Here is a 25,314-nt window from a genome sequence, read left to right as displayed (position 1 = left end):
TAAGTAAACTATAGAATTACCAATTTAAATTGAGTTAATCATCAGCTTTTAAATACCGATAAACAGCCTGCCGGCTAATTCCAAAAGCCTTCCCCAAAGCAGCCTTCGAACTATATTTCCCTTCTGCCCAAGCCTGACGTAAAGCATTCGCCTGATCTGGTTTGAGTTTATGGACCCGACCTTTATATTTACCTTGAGCCGCTGCCAGTTTAATGCCTTCTTTTTGCCGTTCTAAAATAATTTCACGTTCAAACTGAGCAAAAGCCCCCATCAGTTGCAACATCAGGTTATCCATCGGCGTGGCTTGGGCAGTAAAGGTAATTTTTTCTTTGATAAATTGAATCGCAATACCCCGCTTAACCAATTTGTCTACTTCTTCAACTAGATCTTTTAAGCTACGCGCAAAACGATCCATCGAATGTACCACCACCATGTCCCCTTCTCGAACATAGTTCAGCATTTCCTGAAATTTGGGGCGGTCGGTATTTTTACCCGAAGCTTTGTCTATGAACAGCCGATCAATTTCGATGCCTTCAAGTTGGCGTCCCGTATTTTGCTCGACTGAGCTGACTCGGACATAGCCGACTTTTTGACCTTTTATGCACTTTGCTCCAAATTGACTAAAAACAATCCAATTTGTCTATTATAAGTAATAGATTTAAAAGAGACATTGTTTAGTTAGATAAAAATATGTTGTTTTAGGGTATACCCTAGATATTTACCATTCATCGAATGTTTCTGGATTCATCTCATCAAAATGTGAATGGTGTTGTTCAATTTTAAAAATGTATGTTAAATCAAACACATTTTCTTGTTATTGTGAAAAATTTGATTATTTCTAACGGATTCATGAACCAAGTTTTTCAGTAAAAATGAAAATTCTTTTCAAGCTATTAAATTTTATAAATATATTTATGAACTAGACTTTTGGTGAACATAAGTGCAGTAAATAACACCTGCAACTTAGTTCATTAATACTGAATAAAATTTATGAGAACCTATAAGTAAAAATAGAAGTTATTGATGAATAGCTTTTCTTTAATAAGTCAGAGTATGTTACTATTGTTATAGTAGTTACTTTTCAGTTTGTTAATTCCCTATGAGTACAAATACCAGTCTTGAAATCTGCCCAATTGCCAGAAGTTTGTCTGTTTTAGGTGATGCTTGGAGTATGCTGATATTACGAGATGCACATGCAGGTTTTACTCGATTTGACCAATTTCGTAAAAATTTAGGCATTGCTCCGACAATGTTAACTAAACGTTTGTCTGTTTTAGTTGATGAAGGATTACTTGAAAAAAGACAATATTCAGAACATCCTCCTCGTGAAGAATATGTATTAACTCAAGCTGGTCAGGATTTTCTCCCTGTATTATTTGTGATTGGTGCATGGGGACGTAAATACAAACCTTATGAACATCCTGAAGAAATGGTAACGTTTCTTGATGCTGAAAATGGTACTGAAATTAAGCCTATTGTGATTGATCAAGTGACAGGAGCCGAAATTGGTACACGACCTATTCGCCACAAGGTGAATAAAGCTAAAAAGCACCCAAAATGAGTGCTTTTTTCATAGCTTCAACGAATGGTTTAAGATTTTATCCGGCTACGCTGGGTCGCATATGTTCCCCAACCACTACGTAAAACAGATTTAATAAATGCCCATAAACCACTTTCTTTAGGTTTTGGTGCTTTACCTTGAGCAATACGGTTAAGTTGTTGGGTGTACCAAAGAACTTCCATAATACCAAGACTATCGATTTTTTTAATTCCTGTTTTTATGGGTTGAACCTTTTGTTTGCTATCTGTCCCTGCTAACAAATATTTGGGAGCATCTGGGTCTATTGCCATCAGTCTTGCAATTCCAACCACATCAAATGCATTGGATTCTAGCGCTTGATTCATTCCCTCTGCACTTCTAGAACCACCTGTCACCATTAATGGTGTTGTTACATGCTTTCTCACCTTTTCAGCAAAATCAATAAAAAATGCTTCACGGGCAATGGTTGAAGATTTCTCTGGTGCTTTAGCTACACCAGATTCGTAAGTACCACCTGAGATTTCAATCAGATCAATTCCTGCGTCTGCTAATGCCTTAATAACCTCTAAAGAGTCTTCTTCCGTAAATCCACCTTTTTGAAAATCAGCTGAATTAAGTTTTATCGCGATTGGAAAATCTGTACCGACCTGTTTTCGTATTTCTGTATAAACGTCCATTAGGAACTTACGACGTTTTTCGGGTGTGCCACCCCACTCGTCCTTTCTTAAATTATGTAATGGAGATAAAAATTGATTAATCAAATATCCATGTGCAGCATGGATTTCAACACCACTAAATCCTGCCTTTTTACATATTGCAGCACTACGACCAAAGCGTTGAATAATCTCTATGATCTCCTCATGAGTTGCTTCATCTGGAGTCGCAAATAAAGATTGCATTTCAACCCCAAATGGCACGGCCGATGCAGAAATATTACGGACATTTAATCCTTTCGGTGATTGTTTTCCCGGATGATTGAGTTGTGCCCACAATTGAGAACCTTGCTCGGTCACGCTTTTCGCCCATTTCTGTAAAATTTCAAAATCACGCTCATCTTCAATCACAACATTCCCCGGTTCACCTAAGGCACGTCGATCAATCATAATGTTGCCCGTGATAATCATGCCAATCCCTGATGCCGCCCAGCGTTGATATAACCGTATATGCTTTTCAGTTGGATTATTGGAATAGGTGGCTAAAGTTTCACTGGTTGCTGCTTTTGCCAACCGATTTGGAATCACCACACCATTAGGTAAAGTTAAAGGCTGATTCAGGAGATTCGTTTTTAATTGCAAATGAGTCATGGGCTTCGCTCACACAGTGGAAGATGATTGAGAATGAGGTTGAATAAAGTCCACTAAACTTTGAAACCACATGACATCTACAAAGTTTCCAGTAATCACAAGATCCTCTGTTCTAAGAGCAGTTAGAAACGTATTGACACTATCTTTAGCTGATAACACCGCAAAACCCTTATTACCTGTTTTAAAGGTAAAGGTAAAACTTGGGGACTGGGTTTGTCCTGCGTGAGAACTTAGCTTGCCATTTTTGACTTCAAAATAACGCCCTTCACCACTTGCAGTTTGGATTTGGAATGTAACATTTTTATCTTTCACATAGGCTGCACATTTCGGATTGCTTTTCACAGCTCGTTGTAACAGCTTGGTCAGTATCCACAGCAATAACTTAAATTTCATCATTTTATTTATCTACTTATCTATATTTGAATCAGATCCTTTCGGAGTTTTGATTAATTACTCATCTAGAAACTGTATGGCATGTTTAACGAAACGTTCTGGATACTGAAACTGTGCGCCATGCCCTGCATCTGGATAAATGAATAGCTGTGCATTTGGAATATTAAGTGCCATCTGATAGGCATTGATGGTCGGAATCATCACATCATCTACACCATTGAGAATAAAAGTAGGCTGTTTAATCTCACGTAAATGCGCAAATGGATCTTGTTCATCAAGTTTCGGTAAAAAGTGCATATTGGCTTCAATCTGAGCCTGCATCACATCGACTGAACTCGCTGGATCCTGATCTTTACGTTGATGTCGACGTTGCCAAAATTCACGCCCTGCTTGAATTGCTTTTGGTGATCGACCAAAGAATAAAAATAGAAAGTCCTCTTCAGAAGGCACAGCAGTCGTTGCATGCTTCAAGACTAAAGCTGGTACATCTGGGTCATCACCACGTGGTTTTCCACCTCTTGGGCCTGTTCCCAAAAGCATTAATTTTCTGACCAACTCTGGATGACGACGAACTAAATCCTGTGCCTGAAATCCTCCCAATGAAAATCCGAGTAGATCGACTTGATTTAAACCCAATGCACGAATCACTGCGGCAGCATCATCAGCCATATCCTCAATGCGGGTACGTGGCTGACCTGTAGATGAAGCGACACCGCGCCCATTGAATAAAATGACTTCTCGTCCTGCTGCTAATCCATCTGTAATGAATGGATCCCAATTGTCTAAACCGCCTCGGAAATGCTGAAGAAAAAATAAAGGAGGTTGCTCTGTATTTGTATTACCCCAGCGACGATAGGCAAAACTTGCTCCATCGACTTCAATGAATTGAGTCTCGGCTGTTTGGTGTGTAATCGTAGTCATCGTCGTTATCCTATTTTTTATACACGATTAAGTTGAAATCTATTTCGCTAAGAAAGTTAAAGATTGCTTGACGAAATCTTGATGAAACTGAAAGATTCCACCATGTCCTGCATCTGGATAAATGATGAGCGAGCTATTTGGAAGGCGTTTTGCCAAGTCATACGTATTGACCGTTGGAACCATACGGTCATGATCACCATTCGCCACTAAGACGGGTTGTTGAATGACTGAAAGGTCAGCAGGTTTTTTACTTCCCCATTTTTTTAAGGCTTTAAGCTGGGCACGATATGCAGAAAGCGTTATTTTTTTATTGCGATTTTCAGTTCGTTCATTTATCCGTTGCACAAATGCTTTTGCAGCAGCTTTACCATTGTCTGTCCGAGTAAAAAATAAGTAAACTTTAGGATCTTGGCGAGTCGTCATACCACGGACTAAATCCCAATTTGAAACTCGACCCACTGTACTAATTCCAGTACCACCCGCAGGTCCAGTTCCCGATAGGATCATTTTTCGGATCAATTGCGGCTGTTTTAGCACAATCTCTTGCGAAATCATGCCACCCATTGAAAAACCAAATAAATCAACCTGTTTAAATCCTTTTGCTTGAATAAAAGTAATGGCGTCATCTGCCATTTGTTCAATCGACTGGGCAGGTTTACCAGTAGAAGCACCAACACCGCGATTATCAAAAACCACCACATGATGTTTTGCGGCAATTCCATCAATGATTCTTGGGTCCCAATTGTCTAATACAGCAGCCAAATGATTTAAGAAAATGACAGGCGTTCCACCATTTTGTTGACCATATTCTCGGTAAGCGAAGTTAATACCGCCTGCATTAATAAATTGAGTCGGGACATTCTTCCAATTTGTATCTTGCTGAGGGTTCTGAACAGTTTGCTGATTGACAACGATGTTGGATGACACTTTATTTGCCTGAGTCACGGGGTCACGAAAAGAAATAGATGCCACCGTCTCTGCCTGAGTTAATGGGGAACTAAAGATAGAGACCACCGTTAATCCCATAGCAATTGTATTTAATAGAAATTTCATTTGTTTTGTTCCTCACATTCTATTCATTCAACTGATTTAACTGTTTTTTATGAGCAATCTATTGAGATTAACAGCATACATTCACAGTCAGTACTTATTTAGTACTTAATATACTCCCCAAAAATCACACTGTCACTATCTTTTTAGTAGTAACTATTTTAATTTTAGATTATGATCTAAACATCAAGGTGAAATTGGTTATCCAATCACCAACATATTACAAGTGAGAAATTTGGTATGACGAGTAAAGTAGTTCTTATTACAGGTGCATCTTCTGGTATTGGTTTAGCAACAGCAGAGCTTTTACATGAGGCAGGTTTTATTGTTTACGGTACGAGTCGACGTACAAGTGATGCTTCGCAATATAAATTCCATCTGATTGAGCTAGATGTAAATAATGATGATTCGGTGAATCATGCAATAGAAAAAGTGATTCAGAATGAAGGTCGAATTGATGTTTTGATCAATAATGCAGGATTTGCAATCGCACCAGCTGGCGCTGAAGAAAGTTCGATGCAACAAGCTCAAGCTATTTTTGATACCAATTTTTTTGGTGCTGCCCGAATGACCCGTGCGGCACTTCCTGTGATGCGTGAACAGAAATCTGGACTTATTCTCAATATCAGTTCAATTTTAGGACTTTTACCAACACCTTTTGGTGCGCTTTATTCTGCTTCAAAACATGCGCTCGAAGGTTATTCAGAGTCTTTAGATCATGAGTTAAGGTCTCAAGGCATTCGTGTTTCTCTTATTGAACCTGCTTACACCAAAACCTCATTAGGAATAAACTTACTTGAAGCAGATGCAAAAGTCTCAGCGTATGATCACATTCGTGAGAAGCTACATCAACAAATGATAAAATCAATTAATAAGTCAGATGATCCGAGTGTTGTTGCTAAGACCATTTTAACGGTCATCAACAGTCAAAACATATTACCCCGCTATACCTCGGGCAAGGCTGCAAAACATTTGAAAAATTTACGAAAATTTGCCCCAGTAAAGATCTTTGACACATTAATTCAACGCAGCTTGAAAGTTTAATGATGCTTATGAAACGTTAAAACAAAATTCAAAAAATAGAGGTCCTAATATGAAAGCAGCCTACATTAACCGCTACGGCAATATCAATGATGTACAACTGGATGAACAATCCAAACCAGTTCTAACAGAAAATGATGTACTCATTAAAGTTCATGCCGCAAGTATTAACCCACTCGACTTAAGAGTTTTAGAAGGTGAATTTAAGGCAATTCTGCCCGTTCAATTTCCTTTTATTTTAGGCAATGATTTTGCTGGTACAGTTGTTCATGTTGGAGCAAATGTCACTCGGTTCAAAGTCGGTGATGAAGTGTATGCCAAGACAGATTCGAATGGTGCTTTTGCCGAATATACGGTCGTACAGCAATCTTCACTGGCACTAAAACCTCAAAATATTTCTATGGAACTCGCAGCGTCTCTTCCCCTTGTTTCTTTAACTGCATGGCAAGCTTTGGTCGAAATTGCGAAAGTTCAAGCAGGACAAAAAGTACTGATTCATGCTGGTTCTGGCGGTGTTGGATCAATTGCTATTCAGCTTGCGAAACACTTGGGTGCAACTGTTGCAACAACCACAAGTGGAAAAAATATTCGCTGGGTCAAAGCATTAGGTGCAGACACGATCATTGACTACAAAACCACTGATTTTGAGCAAGAACTTAAAGACTATGACGTAGTTTTAGATACGCAAGGTGGAAAAACTTTAGAGAAGTCTCTAAATGTCCTTAAACGTGGTGGTCGTATTATTAGTATCTCAGGTCCACCTGATCGTGATTTCGCAGAAGCAATTCATGCAAATTGGTTACTGAAATGTATTATCCCCCTTTTAAGTTGGTCAATCCGCAATAAAGCAAAAAAAAGAGGCATCACCTACTCATTTTTGTTTATGCAACCGAATGGTCAACAGTTATCTGAAATTTCAAAATTAGTCGAGTCTGGGAAAATAAATCCAATCGTTGATAAGACTTATGAATTCAGTGAGATTAAAGATGCTTTCCAATATGTAAATACTGGAAGAGCCAAAGGTAAAGTAGTGATAAAAATTTCAGAATAAATTCAGGGAAAAGAGAAAAAAGGCATCTTTTGATGCCTTTTCCTCAATAAACGAGAGTAGGCTTCAATCGAATGAAAGAACTTATGATTTTAATTTTAGTTTAAAAAAAGCTTAGGTTCATGAACTATGATTATTTAAGTAAATTAATTTATCGAAATAAATTATTGAAAATAAAATATAAATTTTAATAATTTATTGTGAACATAAGTTAAATAAGATATTACGTAAAACGCTTACCTCTTATGATGTTGTTCATAAAAATTAATTATGAAATTTTCAGCAGAAATTAAAGCTAATTATGAAAATAAAACCCACTTTGACAAAATTTCATAATTAGCTTTAAAAAATCAATCAGCCCAGTTTATAAGAACTGGGCTGACGGTGGTTCTTGTATAGCCTGCGTATAAGAGAAACGCATCTGAAAAGGATTTTTGACTTATATATTTTACTTGTCTAAAAAATAAGACTGTTCTCCCACTCTGAAACTTGGCAGATCCTTTGCACACACTGGATCATACGCAACATATACTTGTGGTAATAATGATCTAACATAAATTATTATCTATAAGATTTTAAAAATTTTTCCACTCACAGTACTTTGGAAAAACATTTCAAAACCAGGTCGAATATCTTCACCATCAACGGTGATATATTTTATATTCGAATGAGATTGCGTGTTGGCAAACTGATGATCCACTGTTGCTTGAATAGCGTGTTTAACACCAAACTGATCTTTCACGCTGAGACTCTGTTTAAACATATATACCCTTAATAAAATTGTAGTGGGAAAACCTAAGATATTGATGTTTATTAATTTTATCTCTAAGAAACTTTATGGTTTAATTTAAATAATTGATTTGGAGAAGTGTAAAATGTACGGCCATCCAAATTTAAATCAACCTCGATTCCCGATGAAAGAAGAACTCTTTTACCCACTTCTACTCTTTTTAAACCTTGACGTGTATTTTGCATTTTATTGAGGGGAATTAATGAAACAATAATTTCAGTACCATTTTTAGATTTTGCAATTAAATCATTTATTTTTAACAACTTATATCCTATTTTTTAGAGATTTTTTCAATTTTGAAAACAAATTTTAAAGTATAAAAAAAGCACTCATGAGTGCTTTTTATTACTGCCTATTATTACTTAGATAGCAACAATATTTACAGCATTCGGTCCTTTTTGACCTTGAGCTATACTGAATTCAACTTGCTGGCCTTCAAGTAAGGTTTTGAAACCTGAACTCGCGATTTCGCTGAAATGAGCAAAAACGTCTGGACCTGATTCTTGTTGAATGAAACCAAAACCTTTAGTTTCGTTGAACCACTTAACAGTACCTTTAACAATATTTGAGTTTGACATAATATATCCTACTAATTTTTTAGTCATTTTGTTGACCGATTATAACTTTGAAATAATAAAGAATGAGACTTAAAATCTGAAAAAAACGAAGGATTATGACTAAAACTGCGATACTTAAAGAAGATTTACCGAAACAAGACTTTTTTCTAGTTAAGTTAACTATACACTAAAAATCGATTTAATCAAGTTTTTTTATATGCATATTTATTTTTTTTATAAAAAAGTATTGCCTATCCACTTAGTAAGTTTGATAAGTAATGAATGCGATTTTGTGCCAAATGGCACTTTTATTTTTCACGATCTGAAAAACCGAAAATGGTGTCGTCTATAAAATTGTCTTATGTCCTTAATCATTTTCCATCTCTATAGCGCTGAGTGTATATAATTAGACATGATTAATGAATAATTTCATTCGGGTATGACGAATACATTTTCTGGAAACAATCAAATTAGTGTGGTTTCAACTTTTTCTGAACTTGTTCATTCAAATTTTCAAGACGATATGAATGCCATTTGCTGGTCTAGAAATTTGGCGGGTGATTTTAAAGAGATTGTCGCTAAACTTTATTTAAAAGAGAACATTACGGAAGTTTCTATTGAAGATCTTTTGGCGCTTCAGCTTTCAGAAAATGGTCATCTGGCTAGAGAAATTATCTTAAAGGATATGCAACTTTTAACCGATTTTGGTGCATCCCCTTCTCTGAATTTGCTTAAAAGTTATGAACGGGATGATGAACTGGATTTTATTTCGACAGATGTCTATTCCTTTCATGTCGATCGCTCACCGATTGGTACAGATACCTTTTTATGTACCTATTACGGTGCTGCAAGCGATATTTTGCCGAATGATCAGGTCGAGCAAAAGATTTTGATTCCAGAAATTAGAGCACAACTAAAAGCACTATATGACGGCGCAGAAGCAGGATTTGAAAATTTTTTAGAAGAATATTTCTTTGATCTGCATTATCAACCTAAACCTGATGCAAAACCTGTGAATTTAGGCCTAGGACATCTTTGGCGCTTGGCAGTTGATCATCCAACACAGCAAGTTTTGCCTTGTGTACATAGAGCACCTGCTGAAAATAATGTATATCGTCTGCTATTGATTTGTTAATGATTTATTAGAATTTTTTCTAAAGTCAAAAATGCTCATCAATTGACTTTAAATTAATATTGAAAAGTCCCTTCTCCCACGGGGATGAGCAGCAACGCTGCGCAAGAGGATGAGGGGAATTTCTCATACAAATCCTCTCCCTCTTGCGCGTATTAACGCTCATCCTTTTCAAAGGAGAGGGAATTCTCATTGTGAATCAAATATTTTTCAAAACTCGACTTATGCAAAAAGCCTAATACAAATTTAATTCCTATAAAATAATAAAGCCCAGATATAGTGAGCTTTATTTGCTGATAATGATTTAATTGAAGGCCTTAAACAGGAAAAAGCATCCTACAATAACTAACAATAAGGCAAAACATTTTTTAAGCACTTGTGGTGATAATGCATGCGCTGTTTTTGCACCCAACTTTGCGGTAAAGAAACTCATGAGGCTGATGCCTAAGAATGCATAAGTATGTACATAGCCTATACTATTGGGAACAGCCGCATGCGCTTTCATCCCAAAAATCATAAAGCCCAAAGCACCTGCAATCGCAATTGGTAAACCACAAGCAGCCGATGTTCCGACCGCCTTTTGCATCACCACACCATAACGGGTGAGATATGGCACAGTGACACTACCACCGCCAATCCCAAAAATGGCTGAAGCCACACCAATCACAGAACCTGCAGCAATTTGTTTACCTGTTGAAGGCAAAGACTTTGTTGGATCGACTGCCTTTTTAGCACCAGTAAACATGGTATATGCTACCCAAATCAAGAATAAACCAACAATGAGTTGAAGATGTATTCCTGAAAGCCATCCTGCAATGGCTGCTCCGGCAAAACAGCCGATCGCCATCGGTGGCGCCAGGTTTTTAAATACCGGCCACATCACCGCACCATTTTTATGGTGTGCCATCAATGAGCTAATCGACGTCACCACAATCGTCGCGAGTGAAGTCCCTAACGCCAAATGCATAATGACATCAGGACTGTAATCCATTTGGGTAAAGACGATAAACAAGAGTGGGACGATAATCGTACCACCACCGACACCGAAGAGACCTGCTGCAAATCCAGCAAGTGCCCCGATGATTAAAAAAATAATAAGTTCCACGATATGCTGACTTTTAAAGAATGGAGTATTGAAGCAATGAGTAATTAAGCGAGTTCGAGTTGACCGACTTGATGATAAGCACGGTTAAAATAGACTAGGCTTTCTTCTTGCTGACTTTGTTTAATCGCTACGACACAGCATAAGAAAATGCTGTGTGTACCGACGTTTTGCATTTCTTCAATTTGGCAATCAAAACTAACAAGTGCATCTTCGAGAATCGGAGCACCTGTTTTTAGTGTTGTCCAAGCACCCAATTGAAATCGCTGTTCAGAACTGAATTTGCTCGATGCAAATGCATTTGAGATCTGTTCATGCTGTGTGCTTAAGACATTCACTGACAGGACTTTATTTTCAATAAAATGTGCATGTGAGCGAGATGATTGATTCATGCAAACCAGTAATGTCGGCGGTGTATCGGTCACACTACATACGGCGGATGCAGTGAAACCATGCATCCCTGCTGTACCTTGTGTGGTGATTACATTCACAGCAGTCGTTAACAAGGACATTGCATTTCTAAAATCGGTTGCTTCAATCATCTCTTCTATCTCAAATGTATATATGGCTTGTCTCTTACTCAAGTCAGGGAAATGGATAATTTGATATATCATCCACCCTGCACTTATTGAGACAGCTTAGAATTAAGCGGTCAGTTCTTGACGAACAATGGCAGCACCTGCGCTTAATGCTTCGAGTTTGCCGCGAGCGACTGGACGAGATAAAGGTGTCATACCGCAGTTGGTCGATGGATAAAGCTTGTCAGCATCGACGAACTGAAGCGCCTTACGTAAAGTATTTGCTACTTCTTCAGGGGTTTCAATTTGGTTGGTCGCCACATCAATCGCCCCAACCATGACTTTTTTGCCACGAATCAGTTCAATCAAATCCATCGGTACACGTGAATTTTGGCATTCGAGTGACACGATATCGATCTTAGACTTTTGTAGTTTTGGGAAGGCTTCTTCGTATTGACGCCATTCATTACCCAAGGTTTTTTTCCAATCTGTATTGGCTTTAATGCCATAACCGTAGCAAATGTGTACCGCAGTTTCGCATTTCAAACCTTCAAGTGCACGCTCTAAAGTCGACACGCCCCAATCATTCACTTCATCAAAGAACACGTTAAAGGCAGGTTCATCAAACTGAATGATATCAACCCCAGCTGCTTCTAGTTCAAGTGCTTCTTGGTTCAGAATTTTGGCAAATTCCCACGCCAATTTTTCACGGCTCTTATAATGACCATCATAAAGCGTGTCAATCATAGTCATCGGACCCGGCAGTGCCCATTTAATCGGCTGCGTGGTTTGGCTACGCAAGAATTTTGCATCCTCTACGAACACAGATTGTTTACGAGAAACTTCACCCACCACTGATGGCACGCTGGCATCATAACGGTTACGGATACGCATGGTTTCACGCTTTTCAAAATCCACACCTTCAAGATGCTCAATAAAGGTTGTCACAAAGTGCTGACGGGTTTGCTCACCATCACTTACGATATCGATCCCGGCTTGGCGTTGCTCATGCAAAGACAATTTTAATGCATCACGTTTTGCCTCTAAAAGCTCTTCACCTTCAAGTTTCCAAGCTGACCAAAGCTTTTCAGGTTCAGCGAGCCAAGAAGGTTTCGGTAAGCTGCCTGCTGTTGATGTTGGAAGTAACATTTTTGGTTGTACAAGTGCCATGTCTAATCTTCTTTCTCTAAATTTGTTTATATGTGATGTATTAGGCAGCTTGATTTTGCTGAGCATTGGCTACAGTGAAGTTAGCAGCCCACTGTTCAAGAATGTCTTTATAGGGTTTGATGAAGTTTTCTTCTGTCCATTTACCTTGTTTTACCGCCAATTCACTACGTTCAACACGGTCATAGACAATACGAGTCAATGAATAATCCCCATAGCTCAAGCTTGGCTGATACACCACACCTGCAGGTGAATTGGTATTATAAATTTCAGGACGATAGATTTTTTGGAAGCTTTCCATGGTGCTGATCGCGCTGATCAATTCGAAATCGGTATAATCACGCAACAAGTCGCCTGCAAAATAGAATGCCAACGGCGCATTACCATTTTCAGGTTTGAAATAACGCACGCTTAAACCCATTTTTGCGAAGTATTCATCGGTACGTGAGTAATCATCGTTGGTATATTCCACACCTAATATCGGGTGAACATTGGCAGTACGGTAATAGGTTTTAGTCGTTGAAACACTTAAACAGATCACAGGTTGTTTGTTAAATTCCGCTTTAAAGACCTCTGAATTCACGAGATGTTGATACAGCTTGCCGTGCAGGTCTCCAAAGTCTTCAGGCTTTTCATTGAACTTGCAACCAAGTGATGGCAATACCACACTAAAGTCATAATCACGTACATAAGATGAAAAGCTGTTGCCAATCATGCCTTCAATACGTTCATTGGTATGATGATCGATAATGGTACTTTTTAAGGTTTCAATGAATGGGAAAGTTTGACCATTGCCTTCGATATCAATTTCCGCAGAGATGATATCGATTTCAAGTGAATAACGATCACCCTTTGGATTATCGACCGTTGCCAAGCTATTGAAACGATTGTTGATCATTGCAAGTGTACGACGAAGATTTTCTTGGCGGCTTTCACCACGTGCCAAATTAGCAAAGTTAGTCGTCAAACGTGTATTGTTTGCTGGCTCGTAGTTCTCATCAAAACGGATTTTTTTAATTGAACATGCAAATTTATTGCTCATGGTATTCACTGCCCTAATTTCTAAAAAACAAAATCAAAATTTATGTATGGAGCAATTTATACGTGAATTCAAAGATGAATAAAAATGATTTAACCTCAACACAAAGTGAGAAAAATTCATGTTTAGCAGTATGATTCAATGAAATTCATTCAAACAGTTGAAATTAAGAGAGGCTTGTCCGAGTAATAATCACTACTAAAACAAAATATAATTAATTAAATAACAATAACTTATTATGCTTTTATCAATAAAACTTAATAGCAGCATCTAAAGCCTACAAACTGAATCCAATACATGTTTATTCAGATTTAAGTTCTAATGAGGAAAGCTTGAATTTCATTCAAAGTGAATCTAGCTCATTTTAATATGAGAAAAGATCAACATATTCATTCTTTTTAGACCAAGCAAATCACTAGAAAGGTATGGAGAATGAACCTGAAAAAGGCATCCGCTGTACCATGTGTTTTGATATGCGCTTTGAACGCACTGCCCTGTATGTAGCAGAAAATGGTTTTAGCCTGATCAGTAGCTCATTGGGTATTTCACGCTGGAAAAATATGAAACAGATTAATGATTGTGGTCATCGTTCTGCTTCACATTACCCAGGCATTACTTATTGGGACTATAACTGGCGTAAAAATGGCGGTGCTGTGCGTATGCTAGAAATCAGTAAAAATGGAGAATTTTATCAACAGGAATACTGTGGTTGTGTGTACTCACTTCGTGACATTAACCGTTGGCATATGAGCCAAGGGCGTGACCGTATTAAACTTGGGGGTAAAATTCTATTCTAATGCCATGGATGATGAAGATTAACAATGATCCTTTAAGTAATAGTCCTTTAAACCTCTGTCGCTAAATACCAATTCTTCCAAGAACTGGTTCCGCGCACTTCAATCGGTACAGTTGGAATCAGTTTTTCTTTTAACACTTGGGTTTGTTCTACCGCCTTGGCGAGTCTTGCTTTAACCGAATGAATACATTCTCGATCACCAAATTCACAGCGGTCTAAGCTTGTCCCGCCGCACGGCCCATTGGCTAAACCTTTCGGGCAAGTTTCAGGACAGATATATAATGTATCTCCCAAACGACAATGCCCGCAGCTTTCACAGCCGACAATACTATGTTTGCTGATGAATTCAGTTTTCAGCAAGGTTTTTGCAGCAGCCTTGCGTTCCCAAAATGGCGCTTTAAAAATAAAGCGGCCGACACCCTTAGCAATTTTTGAATCAAATAAAGCATCATGCATTAAATGTAATTGATAATATTTAATCATCTGACTAGATGATGGCTGGCGGGAAAAAGAAGATAGTTCCGGTATGAACTCCTTCCCCGTTTTAATTTTCCATAAGGACATCCATAGCGATTCAAGTGCATCTAAACCCAGATGCCGATATTGCTCAATATAGCTTTCTAGCAGCATCTGTTCTTCAGGCTTATGACAGGCAGATAAATCAACACCGGCAAATCCAAGCTGTTTGCACATCAAAATTTGTAAAGCACATCGCAAATAAACCCGCTCGCTCAGTCCGGCTTGTTTCTCATCTGCCAATACTTTGAGCATATGCGGCGTAATGACAATCCCTGCAACTTTATTTTTTACCATAAAGTTGGCGCGCGCCAAACTGAGCGGCATCACACATGCGAGGATTTTCTGTGCGTAATGGTGGCGTTTTAAAAATGCCTTAACCTGCTTGAGTGCATCAATGTCATAACCCAATTGCGTGATAATAAAATCAGCCCCCGCTTTAATCTTCTTATGCAGTTTTAAGTACTGGGCATCGCGTTCTGCTTCAACATATTTAAACGGGTTAAATGCAACGCCAATGCAAAATCCGCCAAATTGTTTGGCCGCCATAACAGCATTCACCGACTCCAGGTATCGGCTACGCTCTGCTCCGTCTTTTCCATCATGATGTTCTTTTAGCTTGTCGCCTGTCAGCAATAAAAGATTGTTGATATTAGCCGCCTTAGCTTGCTGTAGGAATAACTCAAAATCCTGAATATCCCGTCCTTTGCCAGCAAAATGCAGAACCTTTTCCACTGAGTTTGGATATCGCTTACTCGCTTCAAGCGGCGCCATATCATGATCTGAATGAACACGGTCTGCCAAAGTCATTACAGCAGGATAGCCAGCAAATGCCGTTTTTACGGCAAAAATCTCATTTAATGAAGTGAGATATTCCACCAGAATACAAAACTGGTTTTTTTGAAAAAAGGAGGATAATTGGGGCATATACAAAGTAGATCTAAAGGATCAGAAAGAGATTGAGCTGAATTATTATAGGCCAGAAAGATTGAAAAACCACTTGCTACTACCAATAAATAGCGGTGGCAGAAGTTATACCTATTAAATGGTAGTTATTCCCAAATCTCTTTTGCTACCTCATTCATCAGCTTGATTTTCTTGCATTGGGTAAAACATTCATCTAAAAAAAACTATCAAATGAAAATCAAATTATGCTGAGCTGCGTAGACCAGTCATCCACGAACACCAACATTAACACAAGCCACAATTTATAAAATCAAGCAGCTTATAAACACAACAGTGTAATTACAGCTCTCCAATACAATAACAAGAATATTCAGATAGAGAAGCAGCTAAGCGTACCCGGTATCCATATTTTAGAAGGTAAATTCTTATGATTAATCCAGATAAAGAAACCGATGAAGAAGTGAATGAAGAATTCCCAGAAGAGGAATTAGACCCGCAAGAAAAGCAGGATCGGGAGATTCAGCGTAGTCAGTTAGGCGTAGACAAAGACCCACAGATAAAACGAGACCAGATCCGTCAGAGACATGAGGACGAAGAGGATCAGAATTTATAATCCTCGATGAGTTGATTAATCTGAGTCAAAAATGAATGGTTACCTACTCTTCAGCTATTACTCAGATACTTCTTCAACCGGCTGCACTCTCGTATCACTTTGAATCAGGCCATCGACCAGGTTAATGGTTCGATCACACATCGCTGACAGACGCGGATCATGAGTGACCAAAAGTACAGCGCAATCCCGTTCCTGATGCACTTTACGAAATAGTGCAAACATATCTTCAGCGGTTTGCGTATCCAGATTTCCGGTCGGTTCATCTGCCAGCAATAAAGCCGGATTGGTAATTAAAGCCCGGGCAATGGCAACACGTTGTTGTTGTCCACCAGACAACTCATTTGGTTTACGGTCAGCAAACTTTTCCAGTCCGACAGCTGCCAGTAATTCAAGTGCCCGCTCAATCATCTGCTTATCAGGTCTGCCGTGGGTCAACATTAAAGGCATCAAGATATTATGCAGTGCAGTAAAAGCCTGAATCAGATGATGGAACTGGAATACAAAGCCAATACTGTTACCTCGTAGTGCAGTCCGTTCAGTATCATGCATTTTACTGGTTGGCTGCCCCAGCAAATACAATTCCCCACTACTCGGCTGATCCAACAGCCCCAAAATATTTAATAAGGTACTTTTTCCGGAGCCTGAAGGACCAATCAGCGCAGCAAAATCTTGCCGTTCTATACATAGATCAATGCCGTGCAAGACTTCCACCTCATTGGGCTGACCGATGTTATAGGATTTTCGCAGCGCCTCTAAACGCAAGACCTCCTGAAACTGCTCAGACATGACGAATTGCCTCCACTGGATCCAGCGCTGCTGCACGACGAGCAGGAACTGCTGCTGCCAATACCCCTGTCAATGTTGCCAATAACAATGCTAAAAATACCAGTTCAATTGGTACTGGAATATAAAACAGGCCGGGACCAAAATTATTAAATATCCACACAAGTCCATAGCTGGCAGAACTACCAATTGCGGAGCCAATAAGGCCAAAAATCGCGCCCTGAAATAGAAATACTCTTAAAATTTGCGATTGAGTCGCACCAGTCGCACGCAAAATACCAATTTCCCGGGTTCGCTGCACCACGCTCACCGACATGACGCTGGCAATACCAAAAGCCACGGAAACGGCGACGAAGATAATAATCATATTGGTGGAGAGACTTTGGGATGAAATCGCATTCATTAACTGGGCATTGCTTTTAATCCAGCTTTCAGCCTGTAAGGAGGTTAAACGTCCTACCTGATCCGCAATTTGATCGGCCTGAAAAAGGTCATTCACTCTCAGATCAATCACGGTCACCCCACCCGGCAAATTCAGCAAGGATTGTGCCTGTTTTAGATCCAGATACACGTAGCGTGCATCCAGTTCACGTACCCCAAGCTCAAATATCCCGGCAATATTGACCAAGGTACTCTTTTCCTGTCCGGTATCCAGCCGCAACTTGCTACCGACCTGAACACCGAGGTCCTTGGCCAGTTCGCTACCAATCATCACATCATCCGCACCTACTCGCAGCTGACCACTTTGCAAATATTCCTTTAAAGGAATAATCTGCTGATAACGTTCTGGATCAATACCGACCAGCGCGACAGATTCAATGGCTTCACCACGCTGTACCAATGCCGGTCCGGAAACCGTCGGGGAAACTGCAGTCAATATTGGCAACTGATCCAGTGTGGTCATGATTTGCTGCCAGTTATTAATCGAACGGAGTCGCTGGGCACGTTTATCTTCCAGTAGAAGCTGGGTCACCCCTTCTTTAGTCGGTGCCACCTGATTGACTTCATCCGGGGACAATAGGCGAATATGCGCCTGCGTACCTAAAGTCCGGTCGACCAGATTGGATTGCAGGCCTTGAATCAAGGCAGTAACAAACACAATCACAGCCACGCCTACTGCAACACCAACAGTAATCATGATGGACTGTGCCCGGCCTTCACGTAAGAAACTGACCGCAATTGTCCATTCGGTCCATAGCCGTCCGAAAAAGTTTTTCAATCGAATTTCACCGGTATTTCGTTTTTGGTACTGCTTTGGTTCGCAGGATTTTTAGTTAAGCTATTTTGTGGCTTTAAACGCACCCGCGTGCCATCTTCCAAAGAAGCATCTGGATTAGCCAATACCTGATCACCTTCCTTTAAGCCAGAAGTTACTTCTGTGCGATCCAGTCCGCGCATCCCCAAAGTCACCTGCTGGCGTTGGACTTTGCCATTGCGTACCAGTAGTACCGTGGCTTTATCTCCTTTTAGTCCAGTTAAAGCATCATTTGGAATGACTAAAGCCCGCTCGCGGCTACCCGTTTCTATATTCACCGATACGGTCATATCCTGACGTAGAAAATCAGGTACTGGATTTACTGTGAGCTTAAGTTCTACTGTACCGCGTTGAGGATCGACACTTGGAGCAATAAAATTAATCCATGCTGGGAAAGTTTGGTCAGGATAGGCATCGGCAATCACCGTGGCTTTTTGCTGTAAAGCCAGGCGGGATAGATTACGTTCATCCAGAGGTACACGGATTTCGGTATTACCATCGAGTGCAATGGTAAATAAGCTCTGGCCGGGCTGCACCAGATCGCCCGGTTCAACATTCCGGGTCAGCACAGTGCCTGCCGCCGTTGCACGGATTTTTGTCTTGTCCAGTTGGGCACGTGCCACGGCGAGCTTTTCGCGTAATGAAGCCTCTTCAACCTGACCCGATGCCAGTGCGGCTGCTTTTAAACGTGCTGTTTCAAAGTTATTACGTGCAACCCTTTCAGCTTCTACCGCCTTTTCAATTTCTTCAGCTGAAAGGATGCCTGCCTCGGCATTTCGTCTACGGTTGGCTTCACGGTTGGCCTGTTCACGCTGGGCTTTGGCGGAGGCTAATTCTACTGCTGCCTGCGGACGTCGGCTTGTGGCTAATTCGGTCAACGCAACTTCTGCCTGGCGGACCTGGGCAGCCAATTCATCTGATTTCAGTACTAACAACAGGTCACCCGGCTTAACTTGATCCCCTTCCTGAACGCGTCGCTCTAACACCACACCAGTAATTTCACTGCCGACATCGGCACGCGAAACGGTAGCAACACGTCCTGTCGCCACCACATTTTGTACCAACGGCATAGCGCTTAAGGTATAGCTCGGTAGTTCTGGACCTCTCCACCAGCGGAAAAGTGCAAAACCCACTGCCAGTATCAGCAGAAGAACAATCAAAATTTTATAGCGGGCAGCACGCAAATGGACATCTCCGATAGGATTTTTAACTGCATATTCAATTAAAAAGATGTAGAAGTATTTAGTGTTTTCGTAATATGTAATTTTATTAAAAAAATAGTAATTTTGAAATATTCTTTTTTATCATAAATTTAGATTATTAGAATTTAACCAATAGTAGGTTTTTATATTATTAAAGTCTCATTTTAAGGATTGTTCAAAGATGTCACCAATATTCTCATAGTCATCTTCAGTCACAAGGATGGTTTTATTTTGGTTGAGAGAAAAATACGGATACATAATAATTTTCCCTCCCAAAACAAAGCATGCTATTAAAATTACTATGCTTCTTGCTGTCTCCAGACAGTCTGCATAATTTAAACGCCGCATTTAAACAAACAGAATAATAATTGTAGGTGCTTTTCTCATGGATAAACGAGTGTTCTTCCCTTTACTCTTGTTGCTGTATATCTGTATGGGTTTAGCGGCTTGTCATAAGTCTAAAAAACACAGCAGCAAACAGCGGAAAGTACTGCGGCGCAAGTGAGTATTTTTAAAGTACAGCCGCAAAGCGTGAATTTCAGTGAAAACCTACCGGCGCGTGTTCAAGCCTATAAAATTGCAGAAATTCGTCCTTAAGTGGGCGGGATTATTGAAAAAGTATTATTTACTTAAGGCTCTGAAGTTAAAGCAGGCCAAGCCTTATTTAAAATCAATTCAGCCACCTTTCAGGCAAATGAGCATTCCTCAATTACCGATTGCACGTTATCCCTCTGTCGCACCGCCTCAGATCAGTATCACTGCCATATATCCAGGCGCGACACCACAAATGCTGAATGACAGTGTGATTTCTTTAATTGAAGATGAAATTACATCTTTACGAGCTTTATAAGATTTTAAAATTCAAGAATAAACGTTATTCAATCTTCTCATTTTAAACCACGAATTTTTAAAAAGAAAACGGCTTAATCATCATGATTAAGCCGTTCTTGGATTTACCTTAGAGGAAAATTTGAGTCATTCTCAATGAGTTCACTCTGATAAAGCTTTACCACGTGCCATATGCAGTTTTTTGTAGCTGTCAATCAGACGTAAATGACGGTCTAAACCTTCAAGTTGCATGCTGGTTTCAGTTAAACCATAGAAACGGATACTGCCTTCCAGAGAACCGATCACCGCATCCATACGTTCATCACCAAACATACGGCGAAAATTGGCTTCGTAATCGTTCAGGTCCATGTCATCATCAAGTTCTACTTCCAGAACCACATTCATGCACTGATAGAACAAACCACGCTCAACGGTGTTGGTATTGTACTGAAGGAAGGTTTCCACCAGTTCTTTGGCTTCTTCAAATTCTTGTAAAGCAATATAAATCAGCAGTTTTAACTCGAGAATAGTGAGCTGACCCCAAACAGTGTTGTCGTCAAACTCGATCCCGATCAAAGTGGTGATGTCGGTGTAATCATCCGCTTCCACTTCTTCTAGACGTTCAACCAGAGCCACCAGCTGGTCTTCATCTAAACGGTGCAAATTCAGGATATCTTCACGGAACAATAAGGCTTTGTTGGTATTGTCCCAGATTAAATCTTCAACCAGATAAATTTCCGAATAATCGGGTACCAAAATACGGCAGGCTGTTGCACCTAAATGCTCATACACTGCCATATACACTTCTTTGCCCATTTCTTCGAGAATGCCGAACAACATTGCCGCTTCTTCGGCATTACTGTTTTTGCCTTCATTAGTGAAGTCCCACTCCACAAACTGGTAGTCAGACTTGGAACTAAAGAAACGCCATGACACGACACCGCTAGAATCGATAAAGTGTTCAACAAAATTATTCGGCTCGGTGACAGCGTTGCTGCTAAAGGTTGGTTTTGGTAAATCATTTAGGCCTTCAAAGCTGCGACCTTGCAGCAACTCAGTCAGGCTGCGCTCTAAAGCCACTTCCAGTTTAGGATGCGCACCGAAAGAGGCAAATACGCCACCGGTACGTGGGTTCATCAAGGTTACGCACATAACCGGATACTTGCCACCTAAAGAAGCATCTTTCACCAGTACCGGGAAGCCTTGCTCTTCCAGACCTTTAATGCCTGCCACAATACCCGGATATTTCGCCAAGACTTGTTCAGGTACATCTGGCAGTGCAATTTCACCTTCCAGAATTTCACGTTTCACTGCGCGTTCAAAGATTTCAGACAAACACTGCACTTGTGCTTCAGCCAAGGTATTGCCTGCACTCATCCCATTCGAAAGATACAGGTTTTCAATCAGGTTGGATGGGAAATAAACCGTTTCACCATCAGAGTGACGTACAAATGGCAGTGAACAGATCCCGCGCTCAGTATTGCCCGAGTTGGTATCATACAAATGTGTGCCGAGCAGTTCATCTTCAGGGTTATAAATGTCTAAGGCGTATTCATCCAGAATTTCTTTCGGCAATTCACCATTCGGACCCGGCTTGAACCATTTTTCATCCGGGAAATGCACAAATTCTGCATTGGCAATGTCTTCACCCCAGAACTGGTCGTTATAGAAGAAGTTACAGTTTAAGCGCTCAATGAATTCACCCAAGGCCGAAGCCAAAGCACTTTCTTTGGTCGAACCTTTACCATTGGTAAAGCACATTGGAGATTGCGCATCACGAATATGCAAAGACCATACATTCGGTACAATGTTGCGCCATGAAGCGATTTCAATCTTCATCCCCAAGTTCGCCATAATGCCGGACATATTGGCGATGGTTTCTTCTAATGGCAGATCTTTACCCGGAATATAGGTACTGCTTTCCGAAGTCAAGCTCGGCATCAGCAAGGCTTGAGCATCGGCATCAATGCTTTCTACTTCTTCGATCACAAATTCCGGACCAGTCTGGATCACTTTCTTGACCGTGCAGCGATCAATTGAGCGCAAAATGCCTTGACGGTCTTTTTCGGAAATATCGGCTGGCAGCTCAACCTGAATTTTAAAAATCTGCTTGTAACGGTTTTCTGGGTCTACAATATTGTTTTGCGACAAACGGATGTTATCGGTCGGGATATCACGCGCTGCACAGTACACCTTTACAAAGTAGGCAGCACATAATGCAGAGGACGCGAGAAAGTAGTCGAATGGACCCGGCGCTGAACCGTCGCCTTTGTAGCGAATGGGTTGATCGGCGATTACCGTGAAATCATCGAACTTGGCTTCTTGTCGAAGGTTGTCAAGATAATTGACCTTAATTTCCATGCTGGCACCTAAATATTCTTATGTGTCAGTGCAACACATAAAAATCAAAAAAATAAAATATAAGCCGAATCAGGGATAAGAAATTGACTTAAGCAATAGTGTGACTAGTGCCATTCGTGCAGCATTCCGAACGACTGACCCTAGAAAGATGGACGGTATTATAGAGTGATTTTGCCTGATTGATAACTTTTGTCTGTGTTTCTCACCGATTTCTGAGAAATGCTGATACAAAGAAAATTTATTTATTTGTCCTTTATAAACGGTTTCTAAACAGCCAGGCCGCTAAAGGCAAGCTCACTACTCCCATTATCAGCATGGGCACAAAATCCCTTTTCACCTGACTAAACTGTGCCCCTTCCAAATATACACGTTGCACCAGATCAATACCGAAGCGTAAAGGATTTACATAGGTCGCTATCTGTAAAAATTGCGGCATGTTTTGCACGGAAGTAAGCAGCCCGGATAGCAACATCAGCGGCATAATCAGCAAAAAGGTAAACAGCATGGCTTGTTGCATATTCACTGAAAGTGCCGATATAGATAAGCCAATTCCCACCACGGCAACATTGAAAACCGCCAAGCCAAAATACAATAATCCCAGTGAACCATTCATGGGAATCTGGAACCAGAACAATATAATCAGCAGAATAATGGTCGCCTGAAGACCTTTAAAATCCTTGCTGAACGTTACCGAAACAGAGCTAAGCGACTAGGTTTGAGATTCAGTTTAATCCCTGGAATCTATAATTTGGAGTTGAGTTAAAAATGATTTATGAAAGAGGTCTACTCTCAACTATTCTTCATCTGGTCATTATTTTAAAATAGTTCATCTTTAGATCTCTTTCATAAATCAAAAAATGTTCAATATTAGATTTTTTTAAATCAGCACGGCCTCATTTTATTGATTTAGTTTTTTATCTTTTCGTAGGCAATCTCTCTACTTTTGAAAGGTCAAAATGAGGATCTCAAAATATATTTTGAGTCCGCAAGAAAAACCTTTTGTTTCCCATACACGACTTCCTGAGCCAGTTTTAAGCACTGCTTTAAAATGCAGCGCAAGGGATGGGAAACGTGTGGCATCCATGCCACACTCATGAATCTAATATCGACTAAAATCTATTTTCAATTTTGGCTTTACGAACAAGTTTTAGTTTCTAAAATGATTTATGAAAGAAGTTTTTTGTACATATTTTCGAATACTTGAATAAAGCTCTGTAGAGAAATAGGATAAAAAATGTACCAATACTTATAATTTGGAACATAAATCCATGAAAAATCCACAATAATTACAATATTTTTTAGCATCATTTGGGCTCAACATGGTGCTTTATGGATTTTGTAGCTGTTGAAGTCAGATATCGCAGGTCTGTTAAAAGCCATCTGACTTCAACCAGAATAAAAGTTTACTCAAATCAGTTGAGGTCTAACGATGATAAAAACAATGCTCAGTCTCTTGGCTCTATCGCTAGTGTCTACCCTAGCCCTAGCCTCTGATCCCTTACATGGCAGCAAGTGGAAAACCATAGATGATGAAACCAAAAAACCGTTATCCATTGTGCAATTTACAGAAAGCGCTCCGGGTGTGCTTTCTGCAAAAATTATTAATGTATTAGAAGGTACTGAGGGTGAAAAATGTACCAAGTGCAAGGGTAAATTTTATAATAAACCACTTCAAGGTGTACAAATTGTATCTGGACTAAAAAAGGCCGGTAACAATAGTTATGATGGAGGAAAAATTACCGACCCTAAAAATGGTAAAACTTATAGTTTTAATGCCAAATTATCCGAGGATGGTAAGATTTTAAATGGTCGTGGTTATATTGGAGTTTCAGCTTTAGGCCGCAGTCAGACCTGGATTAGGATCAATTAATCTCAATTGATAACTCATTGATCTCCCAAAAAAAGGCGACTGAATGAAGTCGCCTTTTTTCAGCAATCAATTTTTTTAATTTTCACTTTTTTGCTTATAGCCCATTTTTTCAGCTTTAATAACCGAATCCTGCTTCACTGTGAAGATCGCTATTTTCCCGTCGTCTGCCCCACATAAGGCAATATGTACCCTCTGGTCTGTAGCAATTTCAGCAGAAAAAACTTTAATATGCTGCTGTTCTAATCCTTGTTGAAGCCTTTGAAGCAGAAAATCCGCCTTGGTTTCTGAACATTGTTTGCTACCTAAGGGTTTCGAGATCAGAACCAAATCATTTCTATCGGTGCTATTCCTATCTGTTAGATTGGTTTGGCATCCCAGTAATCCAAAAAGTGAAATCATGCCGAGCAATATAAGTTTGTTCATCTTTGTTATCCTTTTATAAATCTGGTGTTCGTATATGCTAGAAAACCTGTATATCTGATCATTCGTTTATCTGATGCATGACCCATTGTAAAAATCGAATTTTATCAATAAAATCAGGTGAATGGCTAGAGTTTATGTGTTTTTCACGACCATTGAATG

The 25,314-nt window shown here is 39.8% G+C and carries 25 protein-coding genes and 5 pseudogenes; 10 read left to right on the top strand and 20 right to left on the bottom strand.

The features are described from left to right. Nucleotides 1–34: 34 nt before the first annotated feature. Nucleotides 35–601, bottom strand: a complete 567-nt coding sequence (locus tag LZZ98_RS08220; RefSeq protein ID WP_237787430.1) for a recombinase family protein — start codon at nt 599–601, stop codon at nt 35–37. Nucleotides 602–1,099: 498 nt separating this feature from the next. On the opposite strand from LZZ98_RS08220, the gene LZZ98_RS08215 reads away from it, so the two are divergent. After that, on the top strand, nt 1,100–1,561 hold the full coding sequence (locus tag LZZ98_RS08215) for a winged helix-turn-helix transcriptional regulator (protein WP_237787422.1): 462 nt from the start codon (nt 1,100–1,102) through the stop codon (nt 1,559–1,561). A gap of 29 nt (nt 1,562–1,590) precedes the next feature. On the opposite strand, the gene LZZ98_RS08210 is transcribed toward LZZ98_RS08215, so the two are convergent. Genes LZZ98_RS08210 through LZZ98_RS08195 form a run of 4 tightly spaced genes read right to left on the bottom strand, consistent with a single transcriptional unit; the run spans nt 1,591 to nt 5,211 of the window. Continuing rightward, nucleotides 1,591–2,844, bottom strand: coding sequence for an NADH:flavin oxidoreductase/NADH oxidase family protein (locus LZZ98_RS08210; protein WP_237787421.1), 1,254 nt, complete (start codon nt 2,842–2,844; stop codon nt 1,591–1,593). Between the two features lie 9 nt (nt 2,845–2,853). Beyond that, nucleotides 2,854–3,240 (bottom strand): helicase, encoded by a 387-nt coding sequence (locus LZZ98_RS08205; RefSeq protein WP_237787420.1) that lies wholly within the window; start codon nt 3,238–3,240, stop codon nt 2,854–2,856. 54 nt (nt 3,241–3,294) lie between these two features. Continuing rightward, a complete protein-coding gene (locus tag LZZ98_RS08200; RefSeq protein ID WP_237787419.1) occupies nt 3,295–4,158 on the bottom strand; it encodes an alpha/beta fold hydrolase in 864 nt (287 codons plus the stop codon). A gap of 39 nt (nt 4,159–4,197) precedes the next feature. After that, on the bottom strand, nt 4,198–5,211 hold the full coding sequence (locus tag LZZ98_RS08195; RefSeq protein WP_237787418.1) for an alpha/beta fold hydrolase: 1,014 nt from the start codon (nt 5,209–5,211) through the stop codon (nt 4,198–4,200). A gap of 237 nt (nt 5,212–5,448) precedes the next feature. On the opposite strand from LZZ98_RS08195, the gene LZZ98_RS08190 reads away from it, so the two are divergent. Both LZZ98_RS08190 and LZZ98_RS08185 read left to right on the top strand, forming a co-directional pair. Then, the gene (locus tag LZZ98_RS08190; RefSeq protein WP_237787417.1) at nt 5,449–6,252 is read left to right on the top strand and encodes an oxidoreductase; all 804 of its coding nucleotides are present in this window, start codon (nt 5,449–5,451) and stop codon (nt 6,250–6,252) included. 49 nt (nt 6,253–6,301) lie between these two features. Next, nucleotides 6,302–7,300: an NADP-dependent oxidoreductase gene (locus LZZ98_RS08185; protein ID WP_237787416.1), complete on the top strand. Its 999-nt coding sequence runs from the start codon at nt 6,302–6,304 to the stop codon at nt 7,298–7,300. 562 nt (nt 7,301–7,862) lie between these two features. Here the strand turns inward: LZZ98_RS08185 and LZZ98_RS08180 are convergent. The 3 genes from LZZ98_RS08180 to LZZ98_RS08170 form a co-directional block, all read right to left on the bottom strand. Beyond that, on the bottom strand, nt 7,863–8,060 hold the full coding sequence (locus LZZ98_RS08180) for a hypothetical protein (RefSeq protein WP_237787415.1): 198 nt from the start codon (nt 8,058–8,060) through the stop codon (nt 7,863–7,865). Nucleotides 8,061–8,122: 62 nt separating this feature from the next. After that, nucleotides 8,123–8,350: a hypothetical protein gene (locus LZZ98_RS08175; RefSeq protein ID WP_237787414.1), complete on the bottom strand. Its 228-nt coding sequence runs from the start codon at nt 8,348–8,350 to the stop codon at nt 8,123–8,125. Between the two features lie 99 nt (nt 8,351–8,449). Beyond that, nucleotides 8,450–8,665: a cold-shock protein gene (locus LZZ98_RS08170; protein WP_237787413.1), complete on the bottom strand. Its 216-nt coding sequence runs from the start codon at nt 8,663–8,665 to the stop codon at nt 8,450–8,452. 418 nt (nt 8,666–9,083) lie between these two features. Here LZZ98_RS08170 and LZZ98_RS08165 point away from each other — a divergent pair, with 418 nt between their 5' ends. After that, complete coding sequence (locus LZZ98_RS08165; protein WP_237787412.1) at nt 9,084–9,779, top strand: DUF1826 domain-containing protein; 696 nt, start codon at nt 9,084–9,086, stop codon at nt 9,777–9,779. A gap of 301 nt (nt 9,780–10,080) precedes the next feature. Here LZZ98_RS08165 and LZZ98_RS08160 read toward each other — a convergent pair whose 3' ends face one another. From LZZ98_RS08160 to LZZ98_RS08145, 4 genes are all read right to left on the bottom strand, one after another. Further along, nucleotides 10,081–10,881: a sulfite exporter TauE/SafE family protein gene (locus LZZ98_RS08160; RefSeq protein ID WP_237787411.1), complete on the bottom strand. Its 801-nt coding sequence runs from the start codon at nt 10,879–10,881 to the stop codon at nt 10,081–10,083. A gap of 44 nt (nt 10,882–10,925) precedes the next feature. After that, nucleotides 10,926–11,420: a flavin reductase gene (locus tag LZZ98_RS08155; protein WP_237787410.1), complete on the bottom strand. Its 495-nt coding sequence runs from the start codon at nt 11,418–11,420 to the stop codon at nt 10,926–10,928. A gap of 102 nt (nt 11,421–11,522) precedes the next feature. After that, nucleotides 11,523–12,566: a methionine synthase gene (locus LZZ98_RS08150; RefSeq protein ID WP_237787409.1), complete on the bottom strand. Its 1,044-nt coding sequence runs from the start codon at nt 12,564–12,566 to the stop codon at nt 11,523–11,525. Between the two features lie 40 nt (nt 12,567–12,606). Beyond that, nucleotides 12,607–13,605, bottom strand: a complete 999-nt coding sequence (locus LZZ98_RS08145; protein ID WP_237787408.1) for a putative oxygenase MesX — start codon at nt 13,603–13,605, stop codon at nt 12,607–12,609. A 416-nt stretch (nt 13,606–14,021) separates the two neighbouring features. Here LZZ98_RS08145 and LZZ98_RS08140 point away from each other — a divergent pair. Further along, nucleotides 14,022–14,421: pseudogene (locus LZZ98_RS08140) on the top strand (epoxyqueuosine reductase QueH); the annotation flags it as partial. A 25-nt stretch (nt 14,422–14,446) separates the two neighbouring features. Here LZZ98_RS08140 and LZZ98_RS08135 read toward each other — a convergent pair. After that, a complete protein-coding gene (locus LZZ98_RS08135; protein WP_237787407.1) occupies nt 14,447–15,841 on the bottom strand; it encodes a methylenetetrahydrofolate reductase C-terminal domain-containing protein in 1,395 nt (464 codons plus the stop codon). Nucleotides 15,842–16,247: 406 nt separating this feature from the next. Between LZZ98_RS08135 and LZZ98_RS08130 the strand changes: the two genes are divergently transcribed. Beyond that, nucleotides 16,248–16,433, top strand: a complete 186-nt coding sequence (locus tag LZZ98_RS08130) for a hypothetical protein (protein ID WP_237787406.1) — start codon at nt 16,248–16,250, stop codon at nt 16,431–16,433. Nucleotides 16,434–16,490: 57 nt separating this feature from the next. Here the strand turns inward: LZZ98_RS08130 and LZZ98_RS08125 are convergent, their stop codons facing one another. From LZZ98_RS08125 to LZZ98_RS08115, 3 genes are read right to left on the bottom strand one after another with little or no spacing between them, the layout of a single operon-like run. Then, on the bottom strand, nt 16,491–17,219 hold the full coding sequence (locus LZZ98_RS08125) for an ABC transporter ATP-binding protein (protein ID WP_237787405.1): 729 nt from the start codon (nt 17,217–17,219) through the stop codon (nt 16,491–16,493). Then, nucleotides 17,212–18,435, bottom strand: a complete 1,224-nt coding sequence (locus tag LZZ98_RS08120; RefSeq protein WP_237787404.1) for an ABC transporter permease — start codon at nt 18,433–18,435, stop codon at nt 17,212–17,214. The genes LZZ98_RS08125 and LZZ98_RS08120 overlap by 8 nt, the downstream gene beginning before the upstream one ends. After that, nucleotides 18,432–19,655: an efflux RND transporter periplasmic adaptor subunit gene (locus tag LZZ98_RS08115; protein WP_237787403.1), complete on the bottom strand. Its 1,224-nt coding sequence runs from the start codon at nt 19,653–19,655 to the stop codon at nt 18,432–18,434. The genes LZZ98_RS08120 and LZZ98_RS08115 overlap by 4 nt, the downstream gene beginning before the upstream one ends. Nucleotides 19,656–20,106: 451 nt before the next feature. Here LZZ98_RS08115 and LZZ98_RS08110 point away from each other — a divergent pair. Together LZZ98_RS08110 and LZZ98_RS08105 are read left to right on the top strand one after the other, a co-directional pair. After that, nucleotides 20,107–20,381: pseudogene (locus tag LZZ98_RS08110) on the top strand (efflux transporter periplasmic adaptor subunit); the annotation flags it as partial. After that, a pseudogene (locus tag LZZ98_RS08105) lies at nt 20,359–20,520 on the top strand (efflux RND transporter permease subunit); the annotation flags it as partial. The pseudogenes LZZ98_RS08110 and LZZ98_RS08105, both read left to right, overlap by 23 nt. 143 nt (nt 20,521–20,663) lie before the next feature. Here the strand turns inward: LZZ98_RS08105 and LZZ98_RS08100 are convergent. Both LZZ98_RS08100 and LZZ98_RS08095 read right to left on the bottom strand, forming a co-directional pair. Beyond that, nucleotides 20,664–22,862 carry an OsmC domain/YcaO domain-containing protein gene (locus LZZ98_RS08100; protein WP_237787402.1) on the bottom strand — a complete coding sequence of 733 codons (2,199 nt, stop codon included), beginning with the start codon at nt 22,860–22,862 and terminating at the stop codon, nt 20,664–20,666. A gap of 253 nt (nt 22,863–23,115) precedes the next feature. After that, nucleotides 23,116–23,526 (bottom strand): annotated as a pseudogene (locus LZZ98_RS08095) (ABC transporter permease); the annotation flags it as partial. Here LZZ98_RS08095 and LZZ98_RS08090 point away from each other — a divergent pair. Beyond that, nucleotides 23,515–23,625, top strand: a pseudogene (locus LZZ98_RS08090) (IS5/IS1182 family transposase); the annotation flags it as partial. The pseudogenes LZZ98_RS08095 and LZZ98_RS08090 sit on opposite strands and share 12 nt — an antisense overlap. 174 nt (nt 23,626–23,799) lie before the next feature. Here LZZ98_RS08090 and LZZ98_RS08085 read toward each other — a convergent pair. Continuing rightward, the gene (locus tag LZZ98_RS08085; RefSeq protein WP_171264064.1) at nt 23,800–23,946 is read right to left on the bottom strand and encodes a hypothetical protein; all 147 of its coding nucleotides are present in this window, start codon (nt 23,944–23,946) and stop codon (nt 23,800–23,802) included. Between the two features lie 348 nt (nt 23,947–24,294). Here LZZ98_RS08085 and LZZ98_RS08080 point away from each other — a divergent pair, with 348 nt between their 5' ends. Then, nucleotides 24,295–24,732, top strand: a complete 438-nt coding sequence (locus tag LZZ98_RS08080; protein WP_442862700.1) for a DUF2147 domain-containing protein — start codon at nt 24,295–24,297, stop codon at nt 24,730–24,732. A 75-nt stretch (nt 24,733–24,807) separates the two neighbouring features. On the opposite strand, the gene LZZ98_RS08075 is transcribed toward LZZ98_RS08080, so the two are convergent. Continuing rightward, nucleotides 24,808–25,155 (bottom strand): hypothetical protein, encoded by a 348-nt coding sequence (locus LZZ98_RS08075; protein ID WP_237787400.1) that lies wholly within the window; start codon nt 25,153–25,155, stop codon nt 24,808–24,810. Between the last annotated feature and the right edge of the window lie 159 nt (nt 25,156–25,314).

It is taken from the genome of Acinetobacter sp. SM34, assembly GCF_022012365.1.
In the GTDB taxonomy this organism is placed as follows: domain Bacteria; phylum Pseudomonadota; class Gammaproteobacteria; order Pseudomonadales; family Moraxellaceae; genus Acinetobacter.
Note: the sequence above shows the minus strand (reverse complement) of the source record. Positions and strands in the feature narration are given on the sequence as shown.

Excerpts from the sequence above, each read along its gene's own strand:
- LZZ98_RS08215 (WP_237787422.1), top strand. The coding sequence starts at position 1,100 with ATGAGTACAAATACCAGTCTTGAAATCTGCCCAATTGCCAGAAGTTTG.
- LZZ98_RS08210 (WP_237787421.1), bottom strand. The coding sequence starts at position 2,844 with ATGACTCATTTGCAATTAAAAACGAATCTCCTGAATCAGCCTTTAACT.
- LZZ98_RS08205 (WP_237787420.1), bottom strand. The coding sequence starts at position 3,240 with ATGATGAAATTTAAGTTATTGCTGTGGATACTGACCAAGCTGTTACAA.
- LZZ98_RS08200 (WP_237787419.1), bottom strand. The coding sequence starts at position 4,158 with ATGACTACGATTACACACCAAACAGCCGAGACTCAATTCATTGAAGTC.
- LZZ98_RS08195 (WP_237787418.1), bottom strand. The coding sequence starts at position 5,211 with ATGAAATTTCTATTAAATACAATTGCTATGGGATTAACGGTGGTCTCT.
- LZZ98_RS08190 (WP_237787417.1), top strand. The coding sequence starts at position 5,449 with ATGACGAGTAAAGTAGTTCTTATTACAGGTGCATCTTCTGGTATTGGT.
- LZZ98_RS08185 (WP_237787416.1), top strand. The coding sequence starts at position 6,302 with ATGAAAGCAGCCTACATTAACCGCTACGGCAATATCAATGATGTACAA.
- LZZ98_RS08180 (WP_237787415.1), bottom strand. The coding sequence starts at position 8,060 with ATGTTTAAACAGAGTCTCAGCGTGAAAGATCAGTTTGGTGTTAAACAC.
- LZZ98_RS08170 (WP_237787413.1), bottom strand. The coding sequence starts at position 8,665 with ATGTCAAACTCAAATATTGTTAAAGGTACTGTTAAGTGGTTCAACGAA.
- LZZ98_RS08165 (WP_237787412.1), top strand. The coding sequence starts at position 9,084 with ATGACGAATACATTTTCTGGAAACAATCAAATTAGTGTGGTTTCAACT.
- LZZ98_RS08155 (WP_237787410.1), bottom strand. The coding sequence starts at position 11,420 with ATGATTGAAGCAACCGATTTTAGAAATGCAATGTCCTTGTTAACGACT.
- LZZ98_RS08150 (WP_237787409.1), bottom strand. The coding sequence starts at position 12,566 with ATGGCACTTGTACAACCAAAAATGTTACTTCCAACATCAACAGCAGGC.
- LZZ98_RS08145 (WP_237787408.1), bottom strand. The coding sequence starts at position 13,605 with ATGAGCAATAAATTTGCATGTTCAATTAAAAAAATCCGTTTTGATGAG.
- LZZ98_RS08135 (WP_237787407.1), bottom strand. The coding sequence starts at position 15,841 with ATGCCCCAATTATCCTCCTTTTTTCAAAAAAACCAGTTTTGTATTCTG.
- LZZ98_RS08130 (WP_237787406.1), top strand. The coding sequence starts at position 16,248 with ATGATTAATCCAGATAAAGAAACCGATGAAGAAGTGAATGAAGAATTC.
- LZZ98_RS08125 (WP_237787405.1), bottom strand. The coding sequence starts at position 17,219 with ATGTCTGAGCAGTTTCAGGAGGTCTTGCGTTTAGAGGCGCTGCGAAAA.
- LZZ98_RS08100 (WP_237787402.1), bottom strand. The coding sequence starts at position 22,862 with ATGGAAATTAAGGTCAATTATCTTGACAACCTTCGACAAGAAGCCAAG.
- LZZ98_RS08085 (WP_171264064.1), bottom strand. The coding sequence starts at position 23,946 with ATGGATGCCACACGTTTCCCATCCCTTGCGCTGCATTTTAAAGCAGTG.
- LZZ98_RS08075 (WP_237787400.1), bottom strand. The coding sequence starts at position 25,155 with ATGAACAAACTTATATTGCTCGGCATGATTTCACTTTTTGGATTACTG.